The following is a 20,697-nucleotide window of genomic DNA, read 5'->3' as shown; positions in this document are numbered from 1 at the left end:
GGCATGCGACCATTGCCCGACAACCTTCCTGACGATCCCGTATTGCTCAAACAGATGCTGCTTGAGAGCTACGAAGCACGCTCGCGCGAACAGGAAGTTAAAGACGCCTACGCCACTCACATCGTTGATCTCAAAGAGCAGATCAAGCTGCTGCGTGACCGTATTTTTGGTCGAAAGTCCGAACAAACCGTCGAGCCTAATACCCCTCAACTTGCCTTGTTCAATGAACCTGAAAGCGAGCCTATGCTCCCGGTCGGCGATGCTGATGAGGAAGTAGTTGCTCCTGCGCCACGCCGTGGCAAGCGCAAGCCACTGTCGGCTGATCTGCCGCGCATTGAAGTCATCCACGAGCTGCCCGAACACGAACTGACCTGTGCCTGCGGTTGCCGCAAGCATGTCGTCAGCGAGGAAACCAGCGAGCAACTGGATATCGTGCCGATGCAGATTCGGGTGATCAAACACATCCGCAAAGTCTACGGCTGTCGTGGCTGTGAGTCGGCACCGGTCACAGCCGGCAAGCCTGCGCAGTTGATTGAAAAGAGCATGGCCAGCCCCAGCGTGTTGGCCATGCTGCTGACCACCAAGTATGTCGACGGCTTGCCGCTGCATCGTTTTGAAACGGTGCTAAGCCGACATGGCATAGAAATCCCGCGTCAAACGTTGGCCCGCTGGATTATCCAGTGCGGCGAACATTTGCAGCCGCTGTTAAATCTGATGCGTGATCGATTGCTGGAAAGCCCGGTCATCCACTGTGACGAAACCCGCGTTCAGGTACTGAAAGAACCAGATCGAGACCCGACCAGCCAATCCTGGATGTGGGTACAGGCCAGCGGGCCTCCAGATCATAAAGTCGTATTGTTCGACTACACTTCCAGCCGCGCGCAGGACGTACCGTTACGGCTGCTGGAAAGTTATCGCGGCTATGTGATGACTGATGATTACGCGGGCTATAACGCGCTGGCGTTACAACCGGGCGTGGAGCGCTTGGCGTGTATGGCCCATGCGCGGCGCAAATTTGTCGAAGCACAAAAAGTGCAACCTAAGGGCAAGACCGGGCGTGCCGATATCGCGCTGACGATGATCAATAAGCTGTACGGTATCGAGCGCGAATTGAAAGACGGCAGCGACGAACAGCGCTTTACCGGTCGGCAGGAGAAAAGCCTGCCAATCTTGGCTCAGTTGAAAAGCTGGCTGGATAAAACTCAGTCCCACGTGACGCCGCAAAGCGTGCTGGGCAAGGCAGTTGGTTATCTGGCGAATAACTGGAGTCGGCTGAAGCGTTACGTGGAAGCCGGCTTTTTACCGATCGACAACAACCCGGCAGAGCGCGCAATAAAGCCGTTTGTTATTGGGCGCAAAGCCTGGCTGTTCAGCGACACGCCTAAAGGCGCCACCGCCAGTGCACAGATCTATAGCTTGGTCGAGACCGCCAAGGTCAACGGCCAGGAGCCCTATACGTGGCTGCGCCACGTACTGGAGAGGTTGCCACTTGCGCAGTCGGTGGCCGACTATGAGGCGTTGCTGCCGTGGAACTGCTCACCGGAAATGCCAAGATAAACGGAAGCCGCATCTGATGGTAGGTGTGGTTGGTGGATCGCTTACGACTCACGACCGTGCTCAAGGTGATGCAACACGCCGCCAAACCCTTTCAGGCCGACCAGCAGGTCGCTGCCAGCCCCTATTCCATTGAACAGCGCGGACAGCATGTACGCCGTAGCGCGTCCGTGTTCACCTTCGGTCAGGGCCTTGATTGCGCGCCCGCTGTCATGCAACGACAGCAGGCTGCCGACGGCAAAGCTTGCCGGCGGGAAGGGTAGCGTCAGCGCAGTGGCGATGATCTCGACGCTGACCCAGATCAACTGGTTCAACATGTCATTGCGCCCGGTGGTGGTTTCTTCCACGTCACGCAGCCTGCGCTCGAGCGGCCTGTTGAAACAGGTTTCGGCGAAGTCTGAAATGAATGCCTTGGGAATGACCGGAGGCTTGTTGGCCTTGCCCTGCTGCATGTCGCGAAGGAAGAACGACAAGGTGCGTCGCGCCTTGATCCGGCAGCGATCCTTGTAGTAGTCGATCATGCCGTCGCTATCGAGCGAGCGCACAAAGGCGCTGAACAGGCGAAACTCGATACCGTCAGGCGCCTGCGGTGTGTAGAGCAGCGCGGCATGGCGAATCTGTGTCGGCAGGATCACCAGGCAGCCCTGCACGGTTTCCACGTGCGTGAGTAGCGGGCTGGGGATGACCAGTTGATCGACGCCGTTCAGCCCCGAGGCGATAAGCGGTTTATCCACATGCACCTGCAAAGGGTAAAGCGGGTACTGCTCCCGTGATGCCGGATCGTTCAGGTGCGCGTTATCCAGCGACTGCTTCAGCCAGGCATATTGCGCTGCCTCGATATGCCCCTTCAGCACGCTGCGCAATGCCGCGGCCTTCATCTGCAACTGAGTGATCAGCGTATTGATCTGGCGGCGATAGGCATAACCCTCGCTTTCGGGGTTGAGCAGCGTGCTTCGGATCAGGGCAATGTAGTCATCGGCCAGCCACCGGCCGCGCACCGAGCCTGCAACGGCGGCGGGTGACAACGCGCTCAGGTCAATGCCATCCGGGCCGCTGAAGGTTGCCTGTGTGTCGGCGGAGGTGCGAACAGGGTCGATGCTGTCGTTATAACCATTGAGCAGCATGTCTGTGTACGTCAGCGATTCGCGCTCGCTGGTGATTACGATCAGGTCCGGGTCTACGTTTGCGGCGGGTACGTTCAGCAGTTGGGCGATCTGCTGGCTGGCACGCTGATGAACGTAATTCTTGAAGGGCTGAACCTGCGTGTGCGGCTGGGCCTGATAGTGACCGAGTGCGCCGCCAATGGCTTCTTCAAGAGCCTGCAGTTCCCGGCGCTGAGCGCGGGTGGCGCGTAGATACCAATCCGGGGTGTGGCGGGCCTGCTCGGAGAGCATTACGCGCGTTTGTTCGTCGGTGAAGCCGCGCAAGGCCGTCTCACAGTCCGGGTGGTCAATGAACTGCAGAAAATCTTTCTCTGGCTGAGGTTTGAGCGCCAATGCGGCCAGCTTTTGCTCCAGTTCCGGGCGGGCGCTGACTTCCACCTGGTCGAGCAGGTAGGCAGTCATCGACGGTGATGCGCTCCAGCCGACCACTTCATGGAGCAATTGGGTTTCAGTGTCGAATGCCTTGAAGGGCTGCCCTGGAGCGTCCATCGCGACCATGATCAGTCTTTCGGTTCGGCCCTGGGCGTCCTGCTTACGGAATGCGAGCAGTCTGGCCATCACGTTATGGCCGTTCAGGCGGATTTGCTGCACGCACAGCGCCGGGTCTGACGCGCCCTGTGTCGGGCTTGCCAGTTGGGCAACGATGGCAAAATCCTCAGGCTGAATGTGCCCCTGCATCTTTGCCGCCCAGCCCTGCGCAGTCAGCCGGGTTCTGGCCAGGGCGCGCAGCAGTTGCTGGCTGTGTTCCTGCTGATAGGCCGCCTGTTGAAACTCGCCAAAGACCGCCCGCAGGTCCAGTTCATCGATCAATCCGGCAAGGTACGCCGGGTTCAGGGGGGCGTAAGCGGCGTCCAGCGGTTTGTCATTCAGGGTGATGACGGTCTGCTCGAGGAAGTCCGAGCCTGCGACCTCGTCGTCAGGGTGCAGGCCGTAAAGCGCCAGTTCGACCAGCGAGCGTGTCATCAGGTAGGTTTTATCGGTGGACGGCAGCGTGCGGCGGGTGGCGATGGTCAACGCTCGCGGGTGCAGATCATGGCCCAGGTCATTGGCCAGCCGGGTGCGCAAATGGGTTTCGGCAAATTGCTCTGGAGAGGCTGCGCTGCCCAGCACGCTTAGCATGGCGGCATGCGCATCGTCGTAGCGTCGCAGGTGATCAGCGTAGGTTTGCAGATCGGCCTCGCTGGCGATTTTCAGCCAGTCCGGCATGTCCCTGTGGTACTGACGTTGCCGATTGGTCAGTTCTCGCAGTTCGAGCATGTAGGAGGGGCCGAGCAGGCCGCGCATATCGATGGCTTTCTGAATCAGCCCCCGACGTGCTTCCCGGTCCTCGATATCCGGTCGCTCACACGCATGGCGAATGTCGTTGCGCTGCTTATTCAGCAGGCGATCCAGGGCATGCATGAAAGGGGCGGTGGTGACTGCCTGTAATTGCAGGTCAGCAGCCGTGAACGGCTCCAGGTACAGATCTGCTTCCTGGCTGATCGTGAAGAGTGGGTCTTGATGATCCTGTTCCAGCGTATTCAGAAGAGCATCCTGCAACGTCGGCGTATTGAGCCAGCGCGCCACGGTCGCGAGCATCAGGGCCTGGGTGGCAAAGCCGATGATGCCAAGCCCCGGCAGCATCAGCAGCGTACGCTCCTGTTCCTGGGATATGGCCAGCACCCCGGCCATTTCGACGTGTTCGTCATCATGTAACTGCACGTGCAGCGAAGCGTAAGTGAGCGCCGGGCTTTGCGGCTGCCCGGACGAGTCTGGCAGACAGGCCAGATAGCCGCTCTCCAGATCACGCTCGTGAATCCTGACACTTGCTTCATCACGCAAGGCCCGCTGCAAGGCAGGCACAAGGCGGTCACGGCGGCTTTCAGCGGTTTCGCCAGGGGCTGTCCAGTAGTCGTCGATCTGTTGCAGCAGGCTGAATATTTCCAGCTCCCGTTCGGAAGCGTCGGATCCGCCAAGCGCAGTCAACAGCGCCTCACTGGGGCCGGGCTGCGTCTCAAGCTCGCTGGCCAGAAGAGTGCGCAGTTCATCAAGCCTTTTCAGGGCGGCCGATGCCGCAGGCCAGGTATCGGCAGGTGTCAGCGGTGTAGGCGTTATAGCCAAAGGGGGCAGTTTTTGTGTCATGACAGGTTTCCCATTGCGCGCTTGGGGCGCTGAGGTTTGAGCGACGACCTGAAGGCCGGCGACGATGGGCCTCAATTAATCAGAAGCAACGGGCGGCAAGTCGTAGATAGTTATTGGCGTTGATAAAGAGACCTTTCCTACACCGTCTGGCGGGCACCCCGAGCGACATTTCAGCCCGTCGAGCCAATCCTCGGCCATTACGTTATAATCCCGCCCTTTAGCTGCCCTCAGCCCGCTGTGCGGGGGCACACCTTTTCTCGGGCGCGATGCGCCTGCATGCAGACTAAAGAGGCTAGACCCTAGTGGCATTGACGATCCTTGGCCTGTCCGGCGCCCTTAGCCATGATCCTTCCGCAGCGCTTTACATTGACGGCAAGCTGATAGCAGCGGCCGAAGAAGAGCGCTTCGTTCGTGATAAACACGCAAAGAACCGCATGCCCTACGAGTCGGCGAAGTTCTGTCTGGAACAGGCAGGCATCAAGCCTTCGGACGTCGATGTGGTCGCGATTCCGTTTGCCCCGATCAGCCTGTTCGGCAAGGCGCGCTGGCACTACGCCAAGCGTTACTGGTACGCCCCGGATCGCGCACTCGACGCGCTGCTGATGGGCAACCGCCGTTACAAGCGCTATCGCAACAAGATCGTCTGGTGCCTCGAGCAACTGGGCTTCGACCCGAAAAAAATCAAGATCGAGCCCGTCGAGCACCACCTGGCACACGCCTCCAGCGCCTACCACTGCTCCGGTTTCACCGAAAAAACCGCGATCATGGGCATCGACGGCAAGGGCGAGTACGCCACCACCTTCTTTGGCTACGGCGAAAACGGCAAGATCCACAAGATCAAGGAATTCTTCGATCCAGATTCGCTGGGCGGCCTGTACGGCGCGATCACCGAATTCCTCGGTTTCGAGATGCTCGACGGCGAATTCAAGGTCATGGGCATGGCGCCGTACGGCGATGCCAGCAAGTATGACTTTTCGCGTCTGGCCACCTTCGAGAATGGTGAACTGATCATCAACACCGAACTGGCCAACGTCATCGGCCTGCGTCGCTACAAAGAGAACGGCAAGGGCTTCTACTTCTCGCCCAAGCTGATCGAATGGCTGGGCCCGAAACGTGTGGGCGATGTGGCCGATGAGCCTTACATCCATTACGCCGCCAGCATGCAGGCGCTGTTCGAAAAACTCGCCTTGCAGATGATGGACCACTATCTGGGCGACATCCTCAAGGAAACCGGCAAGATCGCCTTCGCCGGGGGCTGTGCGCTGAACGTCAAGCTCAATCAGCGCATCATCGCCCGTCCGGAAGTCAAGGAACTGTTCGTCCAGCCTGCGTCCGGTGATGCCGGCACGGCAGTCGGCGCCGCAGCTTATGTGTCGCACGCCCGTGGCGTGCCGGTCGAGAAGATGGAACACGTCTACCTCGGCCCTTCCTACAGCAACGAAGACGTGATTGCCGCCTGTGCCCGCCACCCGAGCAAGCCGGTCTGGCGCCAGATCGACAACACGCCGCAGCGCATCGCTGAAATCATGGTCAAGGGCAACCCTGTTGCCTGGTTCCAGGGGCGCATGGAGTTCGGTCCGCGCGCGCTGGGCGGTCGTTCGATCATCGGTTGCCCGAGCGTGGCCGGCGTGGCCGACCGCATCAACCATCAAATCAAGTTCCGCGAGCGCTGGAGGCCTTTCTGCCCGTCGATGCTCGACACCGTTGCGCCGCAGATGATCAAGATCGATCACCCTGCACCGTTCATGACCTTCACCTTTGAAGTCGCCGAAGAGTGGAAAACCCGCGTGCCGGAGGTCGTCCACGAAGACGGCACTTCCCGTGCCCAAGTGCTCAAGCGCGAATACAACCCGCGCTACTACGACATGATGAAAGCGCTGGAAGAACTGACCGGTAACGGCGTTTCGCTGAACACCTCGCTGAACCGCCGTGGCGAGCCGATGATCTGCTCGCCGACCGATGCCCTGAACATGTTTTTTGGCTCGGACCTCGAGTACTTGATCATGGAAGACATCCTGGTGGTCAAAGAGGGCGTCGAGGCTTATGACACGCTCGGCTGATCGTCACGTGCTGCAGTTCTGCCACGGCTATGACGGGCCGTTTCTTGACTGCGCACGGCAATACGCCAGCCTGTTTGTCGGCAAGGGCTATCGGGTGACGACGGTGTTTCTGACCGGCGCCGCCGACCCCGATGTGGTCGCCGACTGCGGTTCGGACGAAGTGCTGTTCATGGAGTACAGCTCCAGTGCCATTCGCGGCCTGAAGCTGGGCGCTATCCGGGACCTGTGCAAAATCGCCGCCACGCGCAGTTTCAGCTTCTGCATCGCCCACCGTTTCAAACCGGTGTACATCGCCCTGCTGGCGACCAGCCTGCCGGTGATCGGCGTGCACCATGCGTTCGGCGACTACAAACGCCGTACGCGCAAACTGTTTGCTACGCTGTTTCGCAAGCGCCTGAGCCTGCTCGGCGTGTCCGATGCGGTGCGCGATGACATGCGCAGCAGCCTGCCCAAGTGGCCGGCCGAGCGCATTCAGACCCTGTACAACCGCATTGATGTCGAGCAACTGCAGGGCAGTCAGTTTTCCGCTGAAGATGCCCGCACAGAGCTTGGCCTGTCGCCGTCGGCGTGGATTGTCGGCAACGTCGGTCGTCTGCATCCCGACAAGGATCAGGCCACGCTGTTACGCGGTTTTGCCGAGGCGTTGCCCAGCCTTCCCGAGAACAGCCAGTTGGTGCTTCTCGGCAAGGGTCGCCTGGATGAAACCCTCAAGTCGCTCGCGCTGGAACTGGGCATAGGCCCGCATGTGCTGTTTCTCGGGCAGGTGCCTGACGCCCGCCGTTACTTCAAGGCGTTCGACGTGTTCGCCTTGAGCTCGGATCACGAGCCGTTCGGCATGGTGCTGCTGGAAGCGATGGTGGCCGGTGTGCCGCTGGTTGCGACCTCGTGCGGCGGCGCGAAGGAAGTGGTGGAAGATGTCGGCCTGCTGTTCCCGCTGGGCGATGCCCACAGCCTGGCGCATGGGCTGGTGCACATGGCCGGGCTTGACGTCGAGCAGCGTCAGGACTGCGCCGAGCGCATGCTGCTGCGCCTGCGCGAGCGTTTTTCCGATCATGCGGTACGCGATGTCTTCTGGCGCTTGCCGCAAGTCTCCAGCCTGACAGCGGGGGCCTGATGCTCAATCGATTCAAAAGCTGGCGCGAGCGTGGCTGGGTGCCGATCGACGCGGCGGCTTACGAACTGGCCTGGCAGCGCTTGGGTGGCAGTGTGGCCACTCACCCGCTGGTGGTTGCACGTTTGTCGGAGTTTTCCGGCATCCCGGTGCGCTATCTGGCCTGGGAGCAGGGCGGTGAAGTCAAGGCGGCGATCGCCACCTGGGGGCGCTCGCTGGCGCTGTCCAAGGACGAACTCAAGCGCCACGGCAAGAAAGGCCTGTTCGATCTGGGTAATGCCGAGCTGATTCTGCCGGTGGCCGAAGGGGTGCAGGTGCCGGTTCGCCATCGGGCTCGTTACGTGTCGGCGCTCAACGAAGGCCGGATCAGCACGCTCAAGTCGCAGACCGAATCACTGGCAATGGCGCGCACGCCTGAAGAGCTGTCGAAGAAGTTTCGTTACAACCAGCGCCGCGAACTTCGCTTGCTGGAAGAGGCGGGCGGTACGGTGCGGCCGGTCAGCGAGTTCAGCAGCGCCGAACTGGCGAGCATGTATTGCGACCTGTTTCAGCGCCGCTGGGGCTTTGAAGCCACCGGTGCCCGGGACAAGGCCCAGGTCATCGAGTTGCTGCGCGACCTGTTGATCGGCTCGGTGGTGTTTCTCAACGACGCGCCCATCGCCATTCAACTGGTGTACCGCGTCGAAGCGCCGCAGTGGGTCAGCATCGAGTACGTCAACGGTGGCGTCGACCCCGAAACCCGTGATTTCAGTCCGGGCAGCGTGCTGAGCTTCGTCAACACCCAGTCCGCCTGGGAAGACGCCAGGGCGCTGGGCAAGGCACTGCGGTTTTCCTTCGGTCGTGCCGACCGCGAGTACAAGGACCGTTGGTGCAACCCCGTTCCGGTATTCCAGCTTTGAGCCGCAAGCAACAGTTACTCAAGCGCCATCGCCGCAACAAGCGGCTGGCGTTGTTGGCGGGGCTGTTTGTGTTGATTGCGCTTGGCGTGTGGGTGGCCTGGTGGCTGGCGCCAGTTGTGGCGATTGGCGTATGGGTCGCTCACGAAGCTTGGCTTGCCGATCACCTGTTCTATTCGCCCTCCGACGACTATCAGTACACCTTTCCCGCCGACAGCGAGGTGCCAGGCGTGCGTCTCGACGGTGACACACTGTTGCTGGATACTCCGCTGCAACTGGCCGGTGACGATACGCTGATCCTGGCGCTGACCATCAAAAGCACTTGGCTGGGGCGTTTTCTCGACCCGTTCGTCGAGCTGCACGGGCTGGACCTGCATGACCGCCAGGCTTTCGAGCGTGGCGTTTCTGGCGTGCGTTACCTGAACCTGACCGGGCTCGGCGAGCCGCTGGGCGCCGGTGCGCTGCAATTGCGCGGGCGTTTCTGTCGCCTGTCAGCTACGCCGCGCCTCTGGCTGTTCCGTCAGGCGGATGCGCGCCAGCAGCGCGTGATGGTCATCGCGCCGCATGCCGACGATGCCGAACTGGCCGCGTTCGGGCTGTACAGCCAGGCGAAGGAAGCATGGATTGTCACGCTGACCGCCGGTGAAATCGAAGCCGAGCATTATCAACAGATGGGCATGCAGCGCGCCGAGGCTGCGCGCATGAAGGGTCGTCTGCGCGCCTGGGACAGCATTGCCGTCGCGCGCTGGGGCGGTGTGCCGGAGTCGCAGTGCGTGCAATTGGGCTATTTCTGCCTGCAACTGCCCGCAATGCAGGCTGCGCCGGACACGCCGGTCAGCTCGCGCGAGGCGGATCTGAGCGATACCCGGTTGTTTCGGCAGTTCAACACCCTGGCATTGCCCGGCGATGACGGTCAGCCGACCTGGAACAACCTGCTGGCCGACCTGCGTACGTTGATCCTCAAGGCCAGGCCGCAGGTTATTGTCATGCCGCACCCGGCCATCGACCCGCATCCTGACCACATTTGCGCCCAGGCGGCGGTGCGTGAAGCGCTGGCCGGGCTTGAGTGGCAGCCAGAGGTGATACTCGGTTACGCCAACCACCTGCACGACAATGACCGCTGGCCGATGGGCGACGCCTACACGGGCATCAGCCTGCCGCCGGTATTCGATGCCCAGTTGCCGCTGGTGCCCTACAGCCTGCAATTGTCGGTGGCGACCCAAAGAGACAAGGCGATGGCGCTGGGCATGATGCATGACCTGCAGCCGCCCATGCCGTTCAAGCGCCGAGTGCGCCGCACCTTGCAGAGCATGCTGGCCGGTCGCCGCTGGCCGGCCGAGGGTGAAAACGAATTCTTCCGCAAGGCGGTGCGACGGCACGAGTTGTTCTGGTGCAGCCGTGATATCTGATTCAGCAGGCGCAGTACTGCAAGGAAAACCATGAAAGTTCTACTTCTGGTCCAGAAAGAGCAGCGGGCCATTCTCGACCGTCTTTATGAAGGCATCGCCGCGTATTGTGAGTGCGAGGTGCGTTGGCTGAGCTCCGATGAGCAGCGCAACCTGCGTGGCTATTTCCGCCGTGAAGTGGATGTCGAGCGTTATGACCGGATCGTGTTTTTTCTGCGCTTCAAGCAGGAAGTCCGTCAGGTCGGGTTCATCCGCACGATTCCCAATCTGGTCATCCTTGAACACGATGCCTACCAGAACTACATCCCCTGCAAGTACACCGGCAAGTTCAGCGCGCACTATCGCAAGCTGCCCTGGGCGCGGGTGATCTGTTCGGGCTTCATGGTCAGCGAACGCCTGCGCGAAGAAGGCTTTGATGCGGTGTTCGTGCCCAAAGGCTATGACCAGAGCCTGTTGCAGTTGCAAACCCGCGAGCGCGATATCGAACTGGCCTTTGTGGGCAGCACCAACAGTGTGGCCTACAGCGGCCGCAAGGCATTGCTCGATGAGCTGGGCCAGGTCGAGAACCTGCTCGTCACGCGCACCAAATCCGGGGAAGAGTATTGCGACACCCTCAACCGCATCCGCTTTTTCGTCAGTGCCGATGTCGGTATGGGCGAATACATGATCAAGAATTTCGAGGCCATGGCTTGCGGTTGCGTGCTGCTGGCCTTTGATCAGGGCGCCGAAGAAAATCGCGCGCTGGGTTTTGTGGACATGCATAACATCGTGCTTTACCGCGACATTCCACAGCTTCGCGAAAAGCTGTCGCAGTTGCGCGAGAACAACCTGCTGGCCGGCGAAATATCCCGTAATGGGCAGACTTTGGTCGAGGAACGCTTTACATTCCACGCACTTGGGAAAGCCATCGTGGACGCCATGCAAGCGCCGCTGCGCAGTATGCCCGCGATCAGTTGGGTCGACCGTCTGCGGTCACGCTTGGGCTGGTAATGGCTTATGAATATTCAATGATTGGGAATGAATGATGGTATTCAGCGAAAACAGCGACATCACGCTGGTGGTCACCAGTTGTGGTCGATTCGACTTGTTGAAGCGCACCCTGGAAACGTTCGACCGTTTCAACACTGCGCCCATACGCCACGTGCTGATTACCGAAGACTCGGGCGATGCTCAGGTCGAGACCTGCATTCCCGAGCACTGGCGCGCGCACACGCGTTTCATCATCAACAACCCCAAACTGGGGCAGATGCGTTCTGTCGATGCGGCGTATTCACTGATCGAGACGTCCTGGGTTTTCCATTGCGAAGATGACTGGGATTTCTACCGTCCGCACTTCATCGAAGAATCGATGACCCTGCTGAAGCACGACCCGCAGGCGTTGCAGGTCTGGTTGCGCAGTTACAATCATGATCTGTGTGTGCATAGCCCCTATGTCTATCTCAACGAGCGGGAAGTGGTTGAGGGCATCGCGTTTTACAAGCTGGGTTCGCACAAGCCGGAGTGGCAGGGTTTTTCGTTCAATCCGGGGCTGCGTCGTCTGGCGGATTACCAGCAGCATGCGCCTTATGCAGGGCATGGCGGGGAGAAGAAACTTTCACAATTATTCGCCGCGCAAAACCGTTACGCTCTGATTCTGGAAAATGATGCCGTCTTGCATACCGGTTTCGGTGAGCATGTGGTGGTGCCGCAGGAGCGGCTGGATAAACAGCGCCGCAAGCGTCGGGATCGCCTCAAGCTGATCGTCGCTGTGCTCGTTGCCTTTGTAGCAGGCTGGTTGCTCAATAATGTCAGTTGACCGAATTACACTCCCCGGCAGCAAAATACAGACGTATTTCACCGCAGTGCTTATCGTCTTTCTGTTGAGTTTTATCCTCAACTCGTCGGCCAAGATCACCAACAACCTGTTTTATGCGCTCATCGCTTTGCCGGGCTTGTTCTTTCTGATTAAGTACCGCGGCGCTGGCGTGTTTGCCAGGCCGCTGAGCATTGCCTGGGTTGTGTTCATGGCGTGCTTTCTGGTCCCGGCGCTGCAGGTGCAGGAGTTCCAGTATTACAAGCACATTGTCTACGTCAGCCTGTTTGTTTTTGCCGTATCAGGGCTGACGGACAACGGAGTCTTCCGGCGCGGGCTGTTTGTGCGGGGGATGTTCTGGGTCATCGGTCTGTACATCCTGCTCAGCAGCATTCATAGCTGGGTGACCGGGCAGTTCGTGTTCGGTCAGCGTGTGGCGATTCTGCCCGGCCGTATGGAAAACGTGATTTATGCCAGCGGCTGGCTGGTCTGCAGCCTTGCGCTTGCATTGCCGCTGTGGGCAAAGGAGCGACGCTGGGTCGAGGCTGTGTGTGCGGTGTTGTTCACGCTGCTGATCACCGCCTTCGTCGTTCAGACCCGCACCGCATTGGTGGGCATGGCCTTTCTGTTCCTTGCCTGCACGGCGTATTCGCTTTACCGCTTTCCGTTGCGCACCGTTGTGGGCTTGCTGGTATTGGGCGTGGTTGCGGCGGCAGGCTTCTGGATCGTGAAGGATGAGCAGTGGGTTGCCCTGCTAATGGTCAGGGGCGATTCCTACCGTATCGAGCTGTTTGAAATCATGACCGGCGAGTGGCACCGCTGCGGCTGGATTCTGGGCTGCGGTGTCGATTTCTACACCACCAAGACCCTGACTGGCGGCGTACCGATCCAGCACCCGCACAACATCTTCGTCTCGTTGGGGCTGTACACCGGCGCGGCTTCGCTGGTGATGTTTCTGGTTGTAATGGCCATGACGCTGTGGAACGCCTTGCGCAACGCTGACGCGTGGGGCCTTTATCTGGCGTGTGCGCTGCTGATGCTCAATTTCGACGGTGGCCAGTTGGTGGGTAACCCGGATGAGCTCTGGGTGCTGGTCCTGTTACCGGCAACCATGGTGCTGGGGCGCGTGGTGCAGACGCATCGGCTGAGGCGACCAACAGAGGTTTGATCGCTGACAAGAATGGCCGCCTTTAACAAGCGGCCATTTTTTCAGTTCATTGCCTGAGTCAGTTCAGTGCTGTCGCAAAGGCTCTGAGCGCTCATGTAGCCCTCCAGAAACGCCGGGTTGCCGTTATCCAGCAGCCACTGACGGTCCTCCTGATAACGCAGCATGTGCTTGAAGTTGCGCAAGCGCAGGCTTTTGCGCAGCGCGCGGCGGAAAGTTTTCATGTCAGCGATGTCTATCAGGCCGAGGTTGCCTTCCGGGGTGAGAATCACATTGCCCAAGTGCGCTGAACGGAAATAGATGCCTTTTTCGTGCAGTTCGGCGATAAAACGCCCCAACTGCCAGCGCAAGCTGTCATCGCTGAGCGCGCTGCCCAGCAACTGGCGCAGGGTGTAGCCGGCCAGCGGGTCATAATGCACGGCATCGCGTTCGATCTCGGCGATGCGGCAGACGGTGAGCACACGCGGGCACGGGATGGCGCGCTGGGCCAGCGTTACACAGTTGTCTGCAAAGCGTTGGGCATACGGATACCAGGCTGCCGAGCTGACAAGACGTTTGCGCCGAAACAATTTCAACATCGAACCGTCACGCAGACGTAGTACTTTGTCGCCCGTGCCGTCGGCTTCAAGCACTTCGGCACCTTGAACCAGGTCAAGGTAATGGGCGTGGTCAAGCGCTTGCATCGATACTCCGGTTTTTACGCCCCAGGGGCCACTGGTCGTCATACACAAGCCTGCTGTTGATTCTGGCCAAGGGCCGTGGGAGCGAAGGGGCCCGTGCATTCAATAGAATGTGCGGCTTGAAACAACGTCTTCGCGAGCAAGCGAAGCGTCGCCCGGCTCATTCCCACGCCCTTCGGGCAGAAGCCGGATTTGCAGGCTTCAGGCAGCGATCAGAAACCCCAGGGAATGGACGGGCTGCCTATGTTACCGCAGCAGGCAGCCGCGAAAACCGCTGTGATACAATTCGGCCTCTTTTTAATACAACGGACTCTCATGACAACTCCCGAATCGTCCGCAACTTCCAGCGTGAAAATCTATTTCCGCCTGTTGTCTTATGTGCGTCCGTATGTGGGCATTTTTCTGCTCAGCATCCTTGGCTTCGTGATCTTTGCCTCGACTCAGCCGATGCTCGCCGGCATCCTCAAATACTTTGTCGATGGCCTGAGCAACCCTGAAGCGGTGCTGTTCCCCAACGTGCCTTATCTGCGCGAACTGCAACTGTTGCAGGCGGTGCCGCTGCTGATCGTGCTGATCGCCGCATGGCAGGGGCTTGGTTCGTTCCTGGGCAACTACTTTCTGGCCAAGGTTTCCCTGGGGCTGGTGCACGACCTGCGCGTTGAGCTGTTCAACAAGTTGCTGGTATTGCCCAATCGTTATTTCGACACGACCAATTCCGGCCATCTGATTTCGCGCATCACCTTCAACGTCACCATGGTGACCGGCGCTGCCACCGATGCCATCAAGGTGGTGATTCGCGAAGGCCTGACGGTGGTGTTCCTGTTCATCTATCTGCTGATGATGAACTGGAAACTGACCCTGGTCATGCTCGCCATCCTGCCGCTGATTGCCGTGATGGTGAGCAGCGCGAGCAAGAAATTTCGCAAGCAGAGCAAAAAGATTCAAGTGGCGATGGGCGATGTCACCCACGTTGCGTCGGAAACCATTCAGGGCTATCGCGTGGTGCGCAGCTTTGGTGGCGAAGCTTACGAGCAGAACCGTTTCGCCGAAGCCAGTGACAGCAACACCCGCAAGCAACTGCGCATGACCAAGACCGGCGCAATCTACACGCCGATGCTGCAACTGGTCATCTACAGCGCCATGGCCGTGCTGATGTTTCTGGTGCTGTTCCTGCGCGGCGACGCGACGGCGGGCGATCTGGTGGCTTACATCACCGCTGCCGGTCTGTTGCCCAAGCCAATTCGCCAGCTGTCGGAAGTCAGCTCGACCATCCAGAAAGGCGTGGCCGGTGCCGAAAGCATCTTCGAGCAACTGGACGTGGAGGAAGAGGTCGACACCGGTACGATCGAGCTTGATCGCGTCAGCGGCCATCTGGAGGTGAAGAACCTCAGCTTCTTCTACCCGCAGACCGAGCGTCAGGTGTTGAACGACATCAGTTTCTCTGCAGCGCCCGGGCAGATGATCGCGCTGGTGGGGCGTTCCGGAAGCGGCAAATCGACTCTGGCCAACCTGATACCGCGTTTTTACGGGCACGAGATGGGCAACATCCTGCTCGATGGCGTCGAAATCAACGATTACCGTTTGCGCAATCTGCGCAAGCACATCGCCCAGGTCAATCAGAACGTCACGCTGTTCAATGACTCCATTGCCAACAACATTGCCTATGGCGATCTGGCCGGTGCGCCGCGTGCCGACATCGAAGCGGCCGCCGCCGACGCTTACGCCAAGGAGTTCATCGACCAGTTGCCGCAAGGGTTCGACACTCAGGTCGGCGAAAACGGTGTGCTGCTGTCAGGTGGCCAGCGACAACGCCTGGCCATCGCTCGCGCGTTGCTCAAGAACGCGCCGCTGCTGATTCTCGATGAAGCCACGTCGGCGCTGGACACCGAGTCCGAGCGGCATATCCAGGCCGCACTGGATCACGTCATGAAGGGCCGTACCACACTGGTCATCGCCCACCGCCTTTCGACCATCGAAAAGGCCGACATGATTCTGGTCATGGATGCCGGGAAGATCGTCGAGCGCGGTACTCATACAGAGTTGCTGGCGCAGAACGGTTACTACGCCCGCCTGCACGCCATGGGGCTGGACGAGCCAGCGCCTGCCGGCGCGGTTTGACCTCATTATCAGGCGGGCTGACGCAGCCCGCCTGCCTTTCAGCGGTGTGATTCAACAGCCTGCCGGTTGCAAACCCCTGTGCTAAGATTCCGCCCCTGTCCATTTTTCACGTACGGGTTGTTCCATGAAGCTATCCATGCCGCGCTTTGATCAGGCCCCTGTCCTGGTGGTTGGCGATGTCATGCTCGACAGATACTGGCATGGTGGTACCTCGCGTATTTCCCCCGAAGCGCCGGTGCCTGTGGTCAAGGTCGATCAGATCGAAGACCGTCCGGGCGGTGCCGCCAACGTTGCCTTGAACATCGCAGCCCTGGGCGCTCCGGCGTCGCTGGTCGGTGTGACCGGCGACGACGAGGCTGCAGAAAGCCTGACCAACAGCCTGAAAGCTGCGGGTGTCGTGGCGCGCTTTCAGCGTATTGCCGATCAGCCGACCATCGTCAAACTGCGTGTCATGAGTCGCCATCAGCAATTGCTGCGTATCGACTTCGAAGAACCGTTCAACACGGATCCGCTGGCCCTGAGCGCAGAGGTTTACAGCCTGCTGGACGGCATCAAGGTGCTGGTCCTGTCCGATTACGGCAAAGGTGCGTTGAAAAACCATCAGGCATTGATTCAGGCAGCACGCAAACGCGGTATTCCGGTGCTGGCTGATCCCAAGGGCAAGGACTTCGCGATTTATCGCGGGGCCAGCCTGATCACGCCGAACCTCAGCGAATTCGAAGCCATCGTCGGCCATTGTGAAGACGAAGCACAACTGGTCACCAAGGGTGCGCAGTTGATGCAGGAACTTGATCTGGGCGCCTTGCTGGTGACCCGTGGCGAGCACGGCATGACCCTGCTGCGTCCTGACCAGCAGGCCCTGCACCTGCCAGCTCGCGCTCGTGAAGTGTTCGACGTCACTGGCGCTGGCGACACGGTCATTTCTACCCTGGCGGCGGCCATAGCGGCGGGCGAGGAACTGCCGCATGCGGTGGCGCTGGCCAATCTGGCGGCAGGCATTGTGGTCGGCAAACTCGGTACAGCGGCCATCAGCGCACCGGAACTGCGTCGCGCCATCCAGCGTGAAGAAGGCTCCGAGCGCGGCGTGCTGGGCCTGGAGCAATTGCTGCTGGCGGTCGATGACGCGCGTGCGCACAAGGAAAAAATCGTTTTCACCAATGGCTGCTTCGACATCCTCCACGCAGGCCATGTGACCTACCTGGAGCAGGCGCGCGCGCAAGGTGATCGTCTGATCGTAGCGGTCAACGATGACGCCTCCGTCAGCCGTCTCAAAGGCCCGGGCCGCCCGATCAACAGCGTTGACCGGCGCATGGCCGTACTGGCCGGGCTGGGCGCGGTGGACTGGGTCATTAGCTTCCCTGAAGGCACCCCGGAAAACCTCCTGACCCACGTCAAACCCGACGTACTGGTCAAAGGCGGTGATTACGGAATCGATCAGGTGGTCGGTGCCGACATCGTCCAGGCCTATGGCGGAGAAGTGCGGGTGTTGGGGCTGGTGGAAAACAGCTCGACCACCGCGATCGTCGAAAAGATTCGAGGGCAGGGGTAGGGTTAGCTGCAAGCTACAAGCTACAAGCTGCAGGCTTGAGGCAGAAGCAGATCAAACGCTTGAAGCTTGTCGCTTACAGCTTGCCACTAATGGCGTGCAACAGCTCCCGGGCCTTGCCGGTCAGGCGTTTGAGTCCGGTCTTTTTCGCCGGTGGGGTCATGCCCTGCTGGCGCAGCCAGTCCTTCCAGCGAATCCGCTCTTCACGTACCACCCAGCCATCCTGTGCGGCAAAGCTTTCTGCCAGGTACAACCCGCGAGTGCCTGCCGGGGTCAGTTTGTCGCGCTTGAGTGTGTAGAGCTCGGGCAGTGGCGATCCGTTTTCCAGCGGCATCAGGTACAGGTCGGGCTTGCTGCGGTTGAGGCGGGCGACCAGTTGATCGTTTTCCAGTGCCTCATCAACGTGAAACAAACTGATCGGCCGCGCCTCCTTGGGGATTTCCAGGCGCATGTCGTAAATCAGCTGCAATGAAGCCGTCGGCAAATGCACGTAAGCCCGAGGTCGCTCGATCAGTGTCAGGTTGCCGCTGCGCACTGGCCGCGCAGCGCCGGACAGCGGGCTTAGCCGAAAAGGCATGGCTTCACGATAATGCAGCGCGGCGGCATAGGGCGCTGGCAGCCAGGTTTCCTTGAACAGCCCGCTCAACCAGCCCTGAGGCGTCTCGATCAGGCACTCTTCGGCCACTTCCTGAATTGCCGTGTGCAGCGGCAGCGTCAACTCGTGCGCCGGAACGTAACCCGAAATCAGCTTGAGCACCACGTCGCCACGGTCCTGACGACGCTGGCGAACCAGCACCCAGTAATCGCGATTCTGCCAACTGACGGTCAGGCGCACCGACACGCCCAGATTGGCCAGTTCAGTGGCAAAGCGCTCGGTATCCGGTACGTCGATCTTGCGCCGCCGCTGCAGGGTCTGGGAGAAGTTCATCGGCATGCCGACGCTCTGGTAACTCAGGCTTTCCGGAGTGGCTTCAACGAACAGCGGCAGGGTCTTGAAGTTACTGGGGTTCTTCCGGATCAGTGTTCGCGGCATTACGGCTCCTTCTTGCGTTGGGGTCGGCCGCCTCAATCAGGCTTGACGGCAAATCACGGCAGCGGCAGTGGCGACGTTATGGGCCAGGTGCAATGGGTTGATGGTGCCGACAATAGCACTGGCAACCCCGGGATGTTCAAACAGAAGCTGGAAGCTGGCCTGCACCGGGTCGATCCCCGGCGTCAGGCAGGCATGCCCGCTGGCCAGCGCTTTCTTGACCAGAATGCCTTTGCCGTGCTCGGCAGCGTAGTCCACGACAGGTTTTTCACCCTGTTCGTCGAGGTTGTAGGTGACCATCGCGCAATCCCCGTCGCGCAAGGCCAGCAGGCCGCCTTCGACAGTTTTGCCGGAGAAGCCGAAGCCGCGAATCTTGCCTTCGCGCTTGAGCTCTGCGAGCGTCTGGTAGACCTCTGTGTCGTTGAGAATGGCCAGATCGTTGCCGTCAGAATGCACCAGCACCAGATCGAGAAAGTCAGTTTCAAGACGTTTCAGGCTGCGCTCCACTGACTTGCGCGTGTGCGCCGCGCTGAAGTCGTGGCTCGACTGACCGTTGTCGAATTCTTCGCCCACTTTGCTGACAATCACCCACTCCTGGCGCTGGCCGCGCAGCAACGGGCCGAGGCGTTCTTCGCTGGTGCCGTAAGCCGGCGCGGTGTCGATCAGGTTGATGCCCATGTCACGCGCCATGCGCAGTAGCATCTGTGCCTGCTGGTCGTCTGGAATCTTGAAGCCGTTGGGGTATTTGACACCTACGTCGCGGCCAAGCTTGACGGTGCCCAGGCCCAGCGGCGAGACGCTCAGGCCGGTGCTGCCGAACGGGCGATGCAGGTCATGCAGGGTTTTCAGGCTCATGGCAGCAGTTCATCCCAGACAGGTATGGCCAACGGTGGCCGCGGCACATCCACCAACGGGGCTTGCGGTGTCGGATGGATGTCGTCTTTCGACAGGTGCGACAGCACCCGGTCGGCGAAGTCCGGTGCCAGCGCCAGTTTGGTCGGCCAGCCCACCATCAGGCGACGCTGGCTGTCGAGAAAGGCGTTGTCCGGGCGCACCAGACCCGATTGAGCCGGTTCGGCGCGGTCTACGCGCAGGGTCGCCCACTGCGCCTGACTCAGATCGACCCACGGCAGCAAGGCTTCAAGTTCCTTGCGGGCGACGGCTATTTGCGCGTCCGGTTCACGCGCAACGCCATCGGCCTCGGCCAGATCACCGCCCAGATACCACACGCACTGGCCATCGGCTGCAGGGTGGGTCGTCACTGTAATGCGCGGCTTGGGCCCGCCGCCCAGGCAATGGGCGAACAGCGGCTTGAGCGTCGGCCCCTTGACCAGCACCATGTGCAGCGGGCGGCGCTGCATTTGTGGCTGTGACACGCCCAGCGCGTTCAGCAGATCAGCAGTGCCGCCGCCGGCACTGAGCACGATGCGCTGGGCATGAATATCGCGACCGTCGACGCGCAGGCCGATCAGTTCATCGGCCTCGTACAGCGGTTCGATCTTTTGTCCGGCCAGCAAGCTGTCTTCGGCCAGCTCTGCGAGGCGTTTGATCAGGCTCGGCACATCGACCACCAGTTCAGCGAGTCGATAGACCTTGCCTTTGAATTTCGGGTTTTGCAGGGCCGGCGGCAGTTGCTCGCCTTTGACCTGATCCACGCGGCCACGTACCGCCTTGCTGGCGAAAAAGCTGGTCAGGTTGCCGGCGATAGTGCCAGGCGACCACAGGTAATGAGCCTCGGACAGCAGGCGCACGCCCGACAGGTCCAGCTCGCCCTTGCCGTCGAGCGCCTCACGCCAGCGGCGGGGCATGTCGGCGATGGCTTCGGAAGCACCGGACAGCGCGCCGTGCAATGCGTACTTGGCACCGCCGTGAATAATCCCCTGCGACTTGAGGCTCTGCCCGCCACCCAGGCTGGCGCTTTCTACCAGCACTGTCGAGAACCCTTGACGACGCAACCGGGCATTGAGCCAGAGACCGGCGACGCCAGCCCCGACAATCAGCACGTCAGTGGAAATAACCGATGGCATGAGCACCTCAGTGAGCAAAAAGTACGAG

At 60.3% G+C, this 20,697-nt stretch carries 14 protein-coding genes and 1 pseudogene; 10 read left to right on the top strand and 5 right to left on the bottom strand.

Annotated features, from left to right (window positions below):
• Nucleotides 1-3 precede the first annotated feature (3 nt).
• Complete coding sequence (locus PSPTO_RS25825) at nt 4-1,557, top strand: IS66-like element ISPsy5 family transposase (protein ID WP_003409202.1); 1,554 nt, start codon at nt 4-6, stop codon at nt 1,555-1,557.
• A gap of 56 nt (nt 1,558-1,613) precedes the next feature.
• Here the strand turns inward: PSPTO_RS25825 and PSPTO_RS25820 are convergent.
• A pseudogene (locus PSPTO_RS25820) lies at nt 1,614-4,838 on the bottom strand (DUF6543 domain-containing protein); the annotation flags it as partial.
• A gap of 302 nt (nt 4,839-5,140) precedes the next feature.
• Here PSPTO_RS25820 and PSPTO_RS25815 point away from each other — a divergent pair.
• Genes PSPTO_RS25815 through PSPTO_RS25785 form a run of 7 tightly spaced genes read left to right on the top strand, consistent with a single transcriptional unit; the run spans nt 5,141 to nt 13,271 of the window.
• A complete protein-coding gene (locus tag PSPTO_RS25815; protein WP_003377131.1) occupies nt 5,141-6,898 on the top strand; it encodes a carbamoyltransferase family protein in 1,758 nt (585 codons plus the stop codon).
• Entirely contained in the window at nt 6,882-8,012 is a 1,131-nt protein-coding gene (locus PSPTO_RS25810; protein ID WP_011105263.1) for a glycosyltransferase, read from the top strand. The genes PSPTO_RS25815 and PSPTO_RS25810 overlap by 17 nt, the downstream gene beginning before the upstream one ends.
• Nucleotides 8,012-8,908, top strand: a complete 897-nt coding sequence (locus PSPTO_RS25805) for an antimicrobial resistance protein Mig-14 (RefSeq protein WP_005762970.1) — start codon at nt 8,012-8,014, stop codon at nt 8,906-8,908. The genes PSPTO_RS25810 and PSPTO_RS25805 overlap by 1 nt, the downstream gene beginning before the upstream one ends.
• Complete coding sequence (locus PSPTO_RS25800; RefSeq protein WP_046463793.1) at nt 8,905-10,314, top strand: PIG-L deacetylase family protein; 1,410 nt, start codon at nt 8,905-8,907, stop codon at nt 10,312-10,314. Before PSPTO_RS25805 ends, PSPTO_RS25800 begins: the two co-directional genes overlap by 4 nt.
• Before the next feature lie 30 nt (nt 10,315-10,344).
• Nucleotides 10,345-11,301 (top strand): glycosyltransferase, encoded by a 957-nt coding sequence (locus PSPTO_RS25795; RefSeq protein ID WP_011105261.1) that lies wholly within the window; start codon nt 10,345-10,347, stop codon nt 11,299-11,301.
• Nucleotides 11,302-11,332: 31 nt separating this feature from the next.
• Nucleotides 11,333-12,106: a glycosyltransferase family 2 protein gene (locus PSPTO_RS25790; RefSeq protein WP_005762973.1), complete on the top strand. Its 774-nt coding sequence runs from the start codon at nt 11,333-11,335 to the stop codon at nt 12,104-12,106.
• Entirely contained in the window at nt 12,096-13,271 is a 1,176-nt protein-coding gene (locus PSPTO_RS25785; RefSeq protein WP_011105259.1) for a membrane protein, read from the top strand. The genes PSPTO_RS25790 and PSPTO_RS25785 overlap by 11 nt, the downstream gene beginning before the upstream one ends.
• Nucleotides 13,272-13,312: 41 nt before the next feature.
• Here the strand turns inward: PSPTO_RS25785 and PSPTO_RS25780 are convergent, their stop codons facing one another.
• A complete protein-coding gene (locus tag PSPTO_RS25780) occupies nt 13,313-13,951 on the bottom strand; it encodes a hypothetical protein (protein WP_005762975.1) in 639 nt (212 codons plus the stop codon).
• A 312-nt stretch (nt 13,952-14,263) separates the two neighbouring features.
• Between PSPTO_RS25780 and msbA the strand changes: the two genes are divergently transcribed.
• Nucleotides 14,264-16,066, top strand: a complete 1,803-nt coding sequence (gene msbA / locus PSPTO_RS25775; protein WP_010213170.1) for a lipid A export permease/ATP-binding protein MsbA — start codon at nt 14,264-14,266, stop codon at nt 16,064-16,066.
• Between the two features lie 124 nt (nt 16,067-16,190).
• Nucleotides 16,191-17,615, top strand: coding sequence for a bifunctional D-glycero-beta-D-manno-heptose-7-phosphate kinase/D-glycero-beta-D-manno-heptose 1-phosphate adenylyltransferase HldE (gene hldE, locus PSPTO_RS25770; protein ID WP_005736892.1), 1,425 nt, complete (start codon nt 16,191-16,193; stop codon nt 17,613-17,615).
• Between the two features lie 73 nt (nt 17,616-17,688).
• Here the strand turns inward: hldE and PSPTO_RS25765 are convergent, their stop codons facing one another.
• Genes PSPTO_RS25765 through PSPTO_RS25755 form a run of 3 tightly spaced genes read right to left on the bottom strand, consistent with a single transcriptional unit; the run spans nt 17,689 to nt 20,669 of the window.
• Nucleotides 17,689-18,645, bottom strand: a complete 957-nt coding sequence (locus PSPTO_RS25765) for a hypothetical protein (RefSeq protein WP_003377120.1) — start codon at nt 18,643-18,645, stop codon at nt 17,689-17,691.
• Between the two features lie 36 nt (nt 18,646-18,681).
• Nucleotides 18,682-19,497 (bottom strand): aldo/keto reductase, encoded by an 816-nt coding sequence (locus PSPTO_RS25760; RefSeq protein WP_011105258.1) that lies wholly within the window; start codon nt 19,495-19,497, stop codon nt 18,682-18,684.
• Nucleotides 19,494-20,669, bottom strand: a complete 1,176-nt coding sequence (locus PSPTO_RS25755) for an NAD(P)/FAD-dependent oxidoreductase (RefSeq protein WP_011105257.1) — start codon at nt 20,667-20,669, stop codon at nt 19,494-19,496. Before PSPTO_RS25755 ends, PSPTO_RS25760 begins: the two co-directional genes overlap by 4 nt.
• Nucleotides 20,670-20,697 lie beyond the last annotated feature (28 nt).

This window comes from Pseudomonas syringae pv. tomato str. DC3000, assembly GCF_000007805.1.
Classification (GTDB): Bacteria; Pseudomonadota; Gammaproteobacteria; order Pseudomonadales; family Pseudomonadaceae; genus Aquipseudomonas; species Aquipseudomonas avellanae.
This window is presented reverse-complemented; position numbering and strand designations above follow the sequence as displayed.